This window comes from Lonsdalea britannica, assembly GCF_946477055.1.
In the GTDB taxonomy this organism is placed as follows: domain Bacteria; phylum Pseudomonadota; class Gammaproteobacteria; order Enterobacterales; family Enterobacteriaceae; genus Lonsdalea; species Lonsdalea britannica_A.
In genome coordinates, this window is the sequence record NZ_CAMKXG010000153.1 from 1 (window position 1) to 8,646 (window position 8,646).

Consider the following 8,646-nt stretch of genomic DNA (forward strand, 5'->3'; position numbering starts at 1 on the left):
TGCTCAGCGTATCAGGGGATCAGCAGGCAGGAGCCTTGAGTGTGCCGACCTTCCAGCGCCAGATGCGCCTGACGGGCATCGGCCAACGCGAATGTTTGCGCCTCCGGTACGTCTACCGAAATCGCGCCGCTGGCGATCAGGGAAAACAGCGCATTGCTGGCTTCCTCCAGCTCTTCTCGATTGGTGATATAGCCGAACAGCGACGGTCGCGTGACGTACAGCGAGCCTTTCTTATTCAGGATGCCCAGATCGACGCCGGTGACCGGCCCGGAGGCGTTGCCGAAACTTACCATCAATCCCCGGCGTTGCAGGCAGTCCAGCGACGCCTCCCAGGTGGCTTTCCCTACGGAGTCGTACACCACGCCGACCTTGTTGCCGTCGGTCAACGCCGCTACGCGCTGCGCGATATCTTCCTGCTGGTAGTTGATGGTCGCCCATGCGCCGGCCTTTTGCGCCAGCTCGGCTTTCTGCGCGGACCCCACCGTCCCAATCAGCCGAGCGCCCAACGCTTTGGCCCACTGGCAGGCGATTAGCCCAACGCCGCCCGCCGCTGCATGGAACAGAATGGTTTCTCCCGGCTGCACGTCGTAGGTTTTACGCAGCAGATAGTAAACCGTCAGCCCTTTCAGGAAACTGGCCGCCGCCTGTTCGAAACTGATGGCATCCGGCAGCTTCGCTACTTTATCCGCAGACACATTGTGTATCTGGCTGTAAGCGCCCAGCCCGCCCTGCGCATAGACCACGCGGTCGCCTACCCGCAGCGCCGAGACGTCGGCACCGACCTTGACCACCACGCCCGCCGCTTCGCTCCCCAGACCGGAGGGTAAGGACGGCGCGGGATACAGCCCGGAGCGGAAATAGGTGTCGATGAAGTTGACGCCGATGGCGCGGTTTTCGATCTGTACCTCGTCCCGGGCCGGTTCGGCGGGGAGATAGTCCACCAGCTCCAGCACCTCAGGTCCGCCGGGACTGCTGAATTGAATGCGCTTAGCCATATGCTCTCCAGGTTCTTTCTCAATTTAAGGGTTTACGGTGACAGCGGGTGTCATTCCCGCTTTTCAGAGATACAATGCCCCCTTCCATTCTGGTAAATCAACCCGTAAGAACGCGCTTCATGGCAGAGAAGAAAAGATCCACCAATAAATCCGCAGAACCTCGCGACCGTCAGGTCGAAGGGCTAAAGCTCCCCCCACATTCATTGGAAGCGGAACAGTCTGTGTTGGGTGGACTGATGCTCGACAACGAGCGCTGGGACAACGTAGCAGAACGCGTCGTCACCAATGACTTCTTTAATCGCGCTCATCGGCTGATTTTCAGCGAAATGCAGCGTTTGCTGGAAATGAGCAAACCCATCGACCTGATTACCCTGTCAGAGTCGCTGGAGCAGAAAGGCGAACTGGACTCCGCCGGCGGATTCGCCTATCTGGCCGAGCTGGCTAAGAACACCCCCAGCGCCGCAAACATCGGCGCCTACGCCGATATCGTGCGCGAACGCGCCGTCGTGCGTGAAATGATCGCCGTCGCCAACGAGATCGCCGACGCCGGTTACGATCCGCAGGGCCGCAGCAGCGAAGATCTGCTGGATCTGGCGGAATCCCGCGTCTTCCAAATCGCGGAAAACCGCGCCAGCAAGGACGAAGGTCCGAAAAGCATCGACCGTATTCTGGAAGACACCGTTTCCCGTATCGAACAGCTTTATCAGCGCCCGCACGACGGGGTGACCGGGGTGTCCAGCGGCTATCAGGATCTGGATAAGAAAACGGCCGGTTTGCAGAAATCCGACCTGATTATCGTGGCCGCCCGACCGTCCATGGGGAAAACCACGTTCGCCATGAACCTGTGCGAAAACGCCGCCATGACGCAGGAAAAGCCGGTGCTGATTTTCAGTCTGGAAATGCCCGGCGACCAGCTCATGATGCGTATGCTGGCGTCGCTGTCGCGCGTCGACCAGACCCGTATTCGTACCGGTCAGCTGGACGACGAGGATTGGGCGCGTATCTCCAGCACCATGGGGCTGCTGCTTGAAAAGCGCAACATGTACATCGATGACTCCTCCGGCCTGACGCCGACGGAAGTCCGTTCCCGCGCACGTCGCGTCTTCCGCGAACATGACGGCCTCAGCCTGATCATGATCGACTACCTGCAGTTAATGCGGGTGCCGTCGCTGTCGGAAAACCGTACGCTGGAAATCGCAGAAATTTCACGCTCGCTCAAAGCATTGGCGAAAGAATTGCAAGTGCCTGTTATCGCACTGTCCCAGCTTAACCGTAGTCTGGAGCAGCGCGCCGATAAACGTCCGGTCAACTCCGACCTGCGTGAGTCCGGCTCCATCGAGCAGGACGCCGACTTGATCATGTTTATCTATCGTGACGAGGTTTATCACGAGAACAGCGACCTGAAAGGCATCGCTGAAATTATTATTGGGAAACAGCGTAACGGTCCCATCGGCTCGGTACGCCTGACCTTTAACGGGCAGTGGTCGCGGTTCGATAACTACGCCGGGCCACAGTACGATGATGAATAATGCGATAAGGGAACGAGCATGCAAACGGCAACCGCCGTCATTAATCGCCGCGCTCTGCGACATAATCTGCAAGTCATCCGCCAGCGTGCGCCGAATAGCCGCCTGGTGGCCATCGTCAAAGCCAATGCCTACGGGCATGGCGCGCTGGAAACCGCCCGTACGCTGAGCGACGCCGATGCTTTCGGCGTCGCCCGCCTCAGCGAAGCTTTGGCCCTGCGCGACGCGGGTATCACCCACCCTATTTTGCTGCTGGAAGGTTTTTTCTCCGCGGAAGATCTGCCTGTGCTGGCGGCCAACGGGCTGGAAACTGCGGTCCACAGCATTGAACAGTTGGAAGCGCTGGAGCAGGCGACGCTGGAGCGTCCGTTGACGGTCTGGATGAAGCTGGATACGGGCATGCACCGTCTCGGCGTCCGTCCGGATCAGGCAGACGCTTTCTGGCAACGCCTGTCCCGTTGCCACAATGTGGTGCAGCCGGTGAACATCATGAGCCATTTCTGCCGCGCGGATGAGCCGGACGTCGACGTCACCGAGCGTCAGCTGGCGACGTTCGACGCCGTCGCGGCGGGTAAGCCGGGTGCGCAATCCATCGCCGCTTCCGGCGGCATTTTGCTGTGGCCGCAGTCGCACCGCGACCAGATTCGTCCCGGCATCATTCTCTACGGCGTCTCCCCACTCGATGGCGACAACGCCGCCCGCTGGGGATTACAGCCTGCGATGCGCCTGTTTTCCCATCTGATTGCCGTGCGCGAACATCAGTCCGGTGAGCCCGTCGGCTACGGCAGCACCTGGACCAGCCCGCGCAACACACGGCTCGGCGTCGTCGCCATGGGCTACGGAGACGGCTATCCTCGTTGCGCGAAAAGCGGTACGCCGGTGTGGATCAACGGACGCGAAGTCCCGCTGGCGGGTAGGGTATCCATGGATATGATCACGGTGGATCTGGGGCCGGACGCGCAGGATCGGGTCGGCGATGAAGTCGAGCTGTGGGGAACACATTTACCGGTCGAAAGCGTGGCCGCGATGAATGACGTCAGCGCCTATGAGCTGCTGACGCGCCTGACCTCCCGCACTCACATCGCTTATACGGATGAGCCGTTCTGAATTTCATCCATCCCGATACCGACGTAAAAAAGGCCCGCAATCACATTGCGGGCCTTTTTATCAGGTGTCTTATCATCGATAGGTTTCATGAGCAGCCAACCTTATGAAGATGTCTCACCGAAAAGATTAGTTATAGAGTTCAGCGACGCCACGGATATGGTTGCTGCTGTCCATCGTGGAGATGATGCGGAATGACTTGGCACCCGAGGCATCAGCCGCAGAGGACAGGTTAGACTGCAGGTCGCCCAGGTTTCTTGCGCTGGCGGAAACGCTACCGATGGACGCGTCAGGAGCCTGGTTGACTTCGGTCGCCGCGAAGGTGGCGAATGACGCGGTAGACAGTACAGCAGCGGCAATAACAGCATTGATGGTTTTCATAATGGTATCCTTCACATAATGGTTAAGAAGACGATGTGTGTCTTCGATGTGAATGATCATAGTCCAGTTACGACGCTGTTAAAATTGGGTTAATTTGGTGACTACGTTCAAAAAATATGAACAAAAAAAGCACCGATAGACAAAAATTTGTTCCATTTAGCTATCGATGCGATCGCGTTAAATCTGGTTAAATGACAAAATTTCAGCCTAAAACACCTGATAGTCACCCATCAGCGGCTTATCACTTCGTTACGGAAAGCCATTTCCCCATAATCTGCTGGTGCTCTCCGGTGGATTTTGTCAAGTGCAGCCATAGGTCCACATACTGTTTCCAGCTTGAGTCATCCCGCGGCAGTAAAAAGGCTTTTTCGCCATACTGCAACGGATGCTCCGGATTGACCGCACACAGCGACGGGTAGTGTTTCTGCTGGTACAACGCCTCCGAGGCTTCGGTAATCATGACGTCCGCTTTACCGTCCGCCAGCTGCTGGAAGATCGTGACGTTATCGTGCAGCATCAGCTGCGCATGAGGCAAATGAGCGTGCGCAAACGCCTCATTGGTGCCGCCGGCAGGTTCAATCAAACGCACGGACGGACGGTTGATTTGATCGATCGTCTGATACTTCGCTTTGTCTTCGCAACGCACCAGCGGGATTTTGCCATCCACGTCGATCCGGTTCGTAAAGAACGCTTTTTTCTGTCGCTCCAGCGTCACGGAAATGCCGCCAACGGCGACATCACACTGCCCTGCCAGAAAGTCAGGCATCAGCGTTTTCCAGGTCGTTTTCACCCAGGCGACCTTCACCCCGAGGCTGGCAGCCAGCGAGTGCGCCATATCGATATCGATCCCTTCGTATTCGCCGTCTTCTCGCAGCAAGCTGTAAGGCTTGTAATCTCCGGTAGTACAGACTCTCAGCACGCCCTGCTGCTGCACGCTATCCAGATGCGATGCGGCGCTTGCGGCGCCGGAAGCCAGCAACAGAGTCAGCGGGAACCATTTCTTCATTCATTTCACCCTTACTATTGACGTTGAGCGACGTCGTGCTTGCGCCGACGTGATAATTTTTCACTCTTTATGACACATCCCGACAGGCGCACCAACTGTCAGAGAGCAATCCGCTATCCTGCACTCTGAAACTCATCGTCCTTGGCATAATGCTCCAGATTTTCGCCCGAAAACCGCTCGCAGATCGCACGCCTCTCCCCGCGTTCCACCGCGTTTGACACACGTGGCCGTTCAGCCCATTCTCGCCGGGACGGCGACAGGGTTTCCGAGCGGCAAAAACCTGTTAGTCTGTAAGACCGTCTTTTGCCCGGTAAACTTCACCATGTACAACATTGATGACTTTGATCTGAAAATCCTGACGCTGCTACAGTCCAACGGCCGACTGACCAATCAGGAACTCAGCGAGCTGGTCGGGCTGTCCGCATCGCAGTGCTCGCGTCGTCGCATTGCCCTTGAACACGCACAGCTGATTTTGGGATATCACGCCCGGTTGGCGCCGGACGCGATGGGGCTGGAAACGCTGGGATTGATCGAAGTACGCCTCATCAATCACACCCCGGAATGCGTGGACAGCTTCCACCAGATGCTGGGCGAAGTGGATGCCATCATCGACGCCTACAAAACGACCGGCGACGCCGACTACCTGCTGAAAGTCGCGGTGGCGGATCTGCCCGGACTGAGCGAACTGATCAGCCATATCCTGTCGCAAAACAAGAGCGTGGCACACCTTAAAACCTCGGTGGTCCTCAATCGTCTGAAGGAAAATGGGTTGATGGCGACAACCGCCTGATTGCCCCAAACCGGGGCATAAGGCTTTATTATGGTGCATGTCGGGCGGTCATCTCACGCACCAAAGGCAAACATTACGCACATCACAACGATAAAAACCCCATTTATCGCGTGTTCCGTGCAAATTTAACCTTCTTCGATTTCAACACGTTAGCCTTAAAACTGTTTGAACATTACCCAGACCACTAAGGCCTGACGTAGGCTGGTGCGTTTTTTGCTTCCTATTCTCTATCGTTCTATCAACTAACGTACTGTTCTTATGGATAATGTCATCAACCACGACGATCTGTCGCACACCCCCATCGAGGATATGATCGCGCTCCTTATCGGTACGCTTATGGTCTCTTTTGGCGTCGTGCTGCTGCGCCAGTCCGGAGCCCTGACCGGGGGAACCGCAGGCATGGCCTTTTTGCTGCACTATGTTCTTCATCTCTCGTTCGGCGTCGCGTTCTTCCTGATCAATCTGCCGTTTTATTATCTGGCGATCCGCCGTATGGGCTGGCGTTTTACGCTCAAGACCTTCTGCGCGGTCGCGCTGGTCTCGGTGTTTTCCGACCTGCACGGACACTTCATCCATATCGACCGACTGGATCCTTTTTATGCGACGCTGTTCGGCAATGTGATTATGGGGCTGGGATTTATCGTCCTGTTCCGCCACAAAGCCAGTCTGGGCGGCGTCAATATTCTTGCGCTTTATTTACAGGATAAAAGTGGAATCAGGGCCGGCAAATTTCAAATGGTGGTGGATGTGATTATTGTGCTGGCGTCGCTGTTCGTGGTAAGCATACCCATGCTGGTTGCCTCTATCGTGGGAGCAACCATCCTGAATCTGATTATTGCCATGAATCACCGCCCAGGACGCTACGCGGTGTAACGTCTTAGGACTATGGGCAATATCACTACGCGAGATATCGACTAATCCAGGAGTATGTGACCGTGTTTCAACATGTTGACGCCTATGCGGGCGATCCCATCCTGTCGCTGATGGAGCAATTCAAACAGGACCCCCGAGCCGACAAAGTCAACCTCAGCATCGGGCTGTACTACGACGAGCACGCGGTGATCCCCCAGTTGAAAGCGGTCAGCGCCGCACAGGCTCAACTGACGGATCAGTTTAAACATGCGAGCAGCTACCTGCCGATGGAAGGGTTGGCGTCTTATCGCACCGCGATTCAACGGCTGCTGTTCGGCGATCACCACCCCGCGCTAAGCGCCGGTCGCATCGCCACAATCCAGACCGTAGGCGGCTCGGGCGCGCTGAAGGTCGGCGCCGATTTTCTGAAACGCTATTTTCCTGATTCGGAAGTCTGGGTCAGCGACCCGACCTGGGAAAACCATATCGCCATCTTCTCCGGCGCCGGTTTCCAAGTGCATACCTATCCCTACTTCGACAACGCCAGCCGGGGGGTGAACTTCCAGGGCATGCTCGACGCGCTGAAGCAGCTGCCAGCACAAAGCATCGTCCTGTTGCATCCCTGCTGCCACAACCCGACCGGCGCGGATTTGACCCACGCGCAATGGGATCAGGTCATTGAAGTATTGCTGTCGCGCAAACTGATCCCGTTCCTGGATATCGCCTATCAAGGATTTGGCGCAGGCATGGACGACGATGCCTACGCCATTCGCGCCATCGCGGGCTCCGGCTTGCCTGCGCTGGTGAGCAATTCGTTTTCGAAAATTTTCTCGCTATACAGCGAACGCGTCGGCGGGCTGTCCGTCATTTGTGAAGACCGTCAGGCCGCAGAGCGCGTACTGGGTCAGTTGAAGGCTACGGTGCGACGCAACTACTCCAGCCCGCCGAATTTCGGCGGACAGCTGGTTTCTCACGTGCTCAACGACGAAACGCTGAACGCCGAATGGCATGCCGAGGTGACGGCGATGCGGCAACGTATCTCGGAAATGCGGCAAACGTTGGTGGATGCGCTGAAGCAAGCCCTGCCCGACCGGAATTTCGACTACCTGCTGACGCAACGCGGAATGTTCAGCTACACTGGTTTTAGCCCTGAACAAGTGGATCGGCTGCGCGAGGAGTTCGGCGTTTACCTCATCGCCAGCGGTCGCGTTTGCATAGCCGGACTCAATCACAGCAACATACAAAGGGTTGCCGCGGCGTTTGCCGCCGTGCAATAGCATCGTTTGCTCATACTGCCTGCCGGCATCCAACGGCAGGCTTTTTTTTGGGCTTTTTTGGGGATTTGTTCAGACGGGACGACGGCCGCAGAAGTTCAGCGACCGCCGGAGGGACATGCAGATATCCGCCGAGGCGGATATCTGGGGCCGACGGCAGTTCGCCGCCAGCCGTGATGTTTTAGAACGACGTCCAGTCTTCAGAGCTGGCGGAAGCCGTCGCTGGCGACGCTTTTTCCTGCTTAACCGCTTTCGCTACAGGCAACGCGCTCGCCGCAGAAGCTTGTGGCTGCTGACGGCCGCTTGTGGCGACGAAGCTGTGGCTCAACTTGAAGGTGCTCACCGCATCGGTCAGCATTGTCGCCTGAGACTGCAGAGACAGCGCCGCCGAAGCGGACTCTTCCACCAGCGCGGCGTTCTGCTGCGTTGTGGAGTCAATCTGGCCGACCGCAATGTTGATCTGATTGATACCATCGCTCTGCTCGCCGCTGGCCTGAGAGATTTCGCTGATGATGTCGTTCACGTCCTGCACATGCGTGGTCAGGCTGGACATGTTGTCTTCCGCGGAGTCCACAAGCTGCATCCCTTCCTGGATCTTGCCGACGGAGTCGTCGATCAGTTCTTTGATCTCTTTCGCCGCCGTGGCACTGCGCTGCGCCAGAGAGCGAACTTCACCCGCAACCACCGCAAAGCCTCTGCCCTGTTCGCCAGCACGCGC

General features: G+C 57.1%; 9 protein-coding genes. 5 read left to right on the top strand and 4 right to left on the bottom strand.

The window, feature by feature from the left end; translation table 11 throughout:
* Positions 1-11: 11 nt before the first annotated feature.
* Positions 12-995, bottom strand: coding sequence for a quinone oxidoreductase (locus tag Q7O77_RS11190; protein ID WP_304167044.1), 984 nt, complete (start codon positions 993-995; stop codon positions 12-14).
* A 119-nt stretch (positions 996-1,114) separates the two neighbouring features.
* On the opposite strand from Q7O77_RS11190, the gene dnaB reads away from it, so the two are divergent.
* Positions 1,115-2,524 (top strand): replicative DNA helicase, encoded by a 1,410-nt coding sequence (gene dnaB, locus Q7O77_RS11195; RefSeq protein WP_304167047.1) that lies wholly within the window; start codon positions 1,115-1,117, stop codon positions 2,522-2,524.
* Positions 2,525-2,542: 18 nt separating this feature from the next.
* Entirely contained in the window at positions 2,543-3,628 is a 1,086-nt protein-coding gene (gene alr / locus Q7O77_RS11200) for an alanine racemase (RefSeq protein ID WP_304167050.1), read from the top strand.
* A 126-nt stretch (positions 3,629-3,754) separates the two neighbouring features.
* On the opposite strand, the gene Q7O77_RS11205 is transcribed toward alr, so the two are convergent.
* Both Q7O77_RS11205 and Q7O77_RS11210 read right to left on the bottom strand, forming a co-directional pair.
* Positions 3,755-4,006, bottom strand: coding sequence for a DUF1471 domain-containing protein (locus tag Q7O77_RS11205; RefSeq protein WP_085651095.1), 252 nt, complete (start codon positions 4,004-4,006; stop codon positions 3,755-3,757).
* A 241-nt stretch (positions 4,007-4,247) separates the two neighbouring features.
* On the bottom strand, positions 4,248-5,012 hold the full coding sequence (locus Q7O77_RS11210) for a transporter substrate-binding domain-containing protein (protein ID WP_304167054.1): 765 nt from the start codon (positions 5,010-5,012) through the stop codon (positions 4,248-4,250).
* A gap of 322 nt (positions 5,013-5,334) precedes the next feature.
* Here Q7O77_RS11210 and Q7O77_RS11215 point away from each other — a divergent pair, with 322 nt between their 5' ends.
* The 3 genes from Q7O77_RS11215 to Q7O77_RS11225 all read left to right on the top strand — a co-directional run bounded on the left by Q7O77_RS11215 (position 5,335) and on the right by Q7O77_RS11225 (position 7,931).
* Positions 5,335-5,802, top strand: coding sequence for an Lrp/AsnC family transcriptional regulator (locus Q7O77_RS11215; RefSeq protein ID WP_085651093.1), 468 nt, complete (start codon positions 5,335-5,337; stop codon positions 5,800-5,802).
* 258 nt (positions 5,803-6,060) lie between these two features.
* Positions 6,061-6,675 (top strand): YitT family protein, encoded by a 615-nt coding sequence (locus tag Q7O77_RS11220; RefSeq protein WP_085651092.1) that lies wholly within the window; start codon positions 6,061-6,063, stop codon positions 6,673-6,675.
* A gap of 62 nt (positions 6,676-6,737) precedes the next feature.
* On the top strand, positions 6,738-7,931 hold the full coding sequence (locus Q7O77_RS11225; RefSeq protein ID WP_304167060.1) for an amino acid aminotransferase: 1,194 nt from the start codon (positions 6,738-6,740) through the stop codon (positions 7,929-7,931).
* A gap of 178 nt (positions 7,932-8,109) precedes the next feature.
* On the opposite strand, the gene Q7O77_RS11230 is transcribed toward Q7O77_RS11225, so the two are convergent.
* A partial coding sequence (locus Q7O77_RS11230) for a methyl-accepting chemotaxis protein (protein ID WP_304167063.1) occupies positions 8,110-8,646 on the bottom strand: 537 nt, incomplete at its 5' end.

Coding starts and splice junctions, on each gene's coding strand:
- Q7O77_RS11190 (WP_304167044.1), bottom strand. CDS start 995: ATGGCTAAGCGCATTCAATTCAGCAGTCCCGGCGGACCTGAGGTGCTG.
- dnaB (WP_304167047.1), top strand. CDS start 1,115: ATGGCAGAGAAGAAAAGATCCACCAATAAATCCGCAGAACCTCGCGAC.
- alr (WP_304167050.1), top strand. CDS start 2,543: ATGCAAACGGCAACCGCCGTCATTAATCGCCGCGCTCTGCGACATAAT.
- Q7O77_RS11205 (WP_085651095.1), bottom strand. CDS start 4,006: ATGAAAACCATCAATGCTGTTATTGCCGCTGCTGTACTGTCTACCGCG.
- Q7O77_RS11210 (WP_304167054.1), bottom strand. CDS start 5,012: ATGAAGAAATGGTTCCCGCTGACTCTGTTGCTGGCTTCCGGCGCCGCA.
- Q7O77_RS11215 (WP_085651093.1), top strand. CDS start 5,335: ATGTACAACATTGATGACTTTGATCTGAAAATCCTGACGCTGCTACAG.
- Q7O77_RS11220 (WP_085651092.1), top strand. CDS start 6,061: ATGGATAATGTCATCAACCACGACGATCTGTCGCACACCCCCATCGAG.